The following is a 641-nucleotide window of genomic DNA, read 5'->3' as shown; positions in this document are numbered from 1 at the left end:
AAAAAGTAACGGAGGCGTGCGAAGGTTCCCTCAGCCTGATTGGAAACCAGGCGTAGAGTGCAAACGCACAAGGGAGCTTAACTGTGAGACCGACAGGTCGAACAGGTGCGAAAGCAGGCGTTAGTGATCCGGTGGTTCTGCATGGAAGGGCCATCGCTCATCGGATAAAAGGTACTCTGGGGATAACAGGCTGATCGCGCCTGAGAGTTCACATCGGCGGCGCGGTTTGGCACCTCGATGTCGGCCCATCGCATCCTGGGGCTGGAGCAGGTCCCAAGGGTTCGGCTGTTCGCCGATTAAAGCGGTACGCGAGCTGGGTTTAAAACGTCGTGAGACAGTTTGGTCCCTATCTGCCGTGGGCGTAGGACACTTGAGAGGAGCTGCTCATAGTACGAGAGGACCTGAGTGGACGTACCTCTGGTGTTCCGGTTGTCCTGCCAAGGGCATAGCCGGGTAGCCATGTACGGAACGGATAACCGCTGAAAGCATCTAAGCGGGAAGCCGGCCTCAAGACTAGGTGTCCCGAGCCGCAAGGCTCCTAAAGACCCCTCGTAGACCACGAGGTTGATAGGCCGGGTGTGGAAGCGGAGTAATTCGCGGAGCTAACCGGTACTAATCGGTCGTGCGGCTTGACCATACCT

The 641-nt window shown here is 57.4% G+C and carries 1 rRNA gene; it reads left to right on the top strand.

Annotated features, from left to right (window positions below):
* A 23S ribosomal RNA gene (locus QHF89_RS49900) occupies positions 1-637 on the top strand; the annotation flags it as partial.
* Between the last annotated feature and the right edge of the window lie 4 nt (positions 638-641).

The organism is Polyangium sorediatum (assembly GCF_029946465.1).
Lineage (GTDB): Bacteria > Myxococcota_A > Polyangia > Polyangiales > Polyangiaceae > Polyangium > Polyangium fumosum.
The sequence above is the reverse complement of the archived record's forward strand: the minus strand, read 5'-3'. Positions and strand labels throughout refer to the sequence as shown.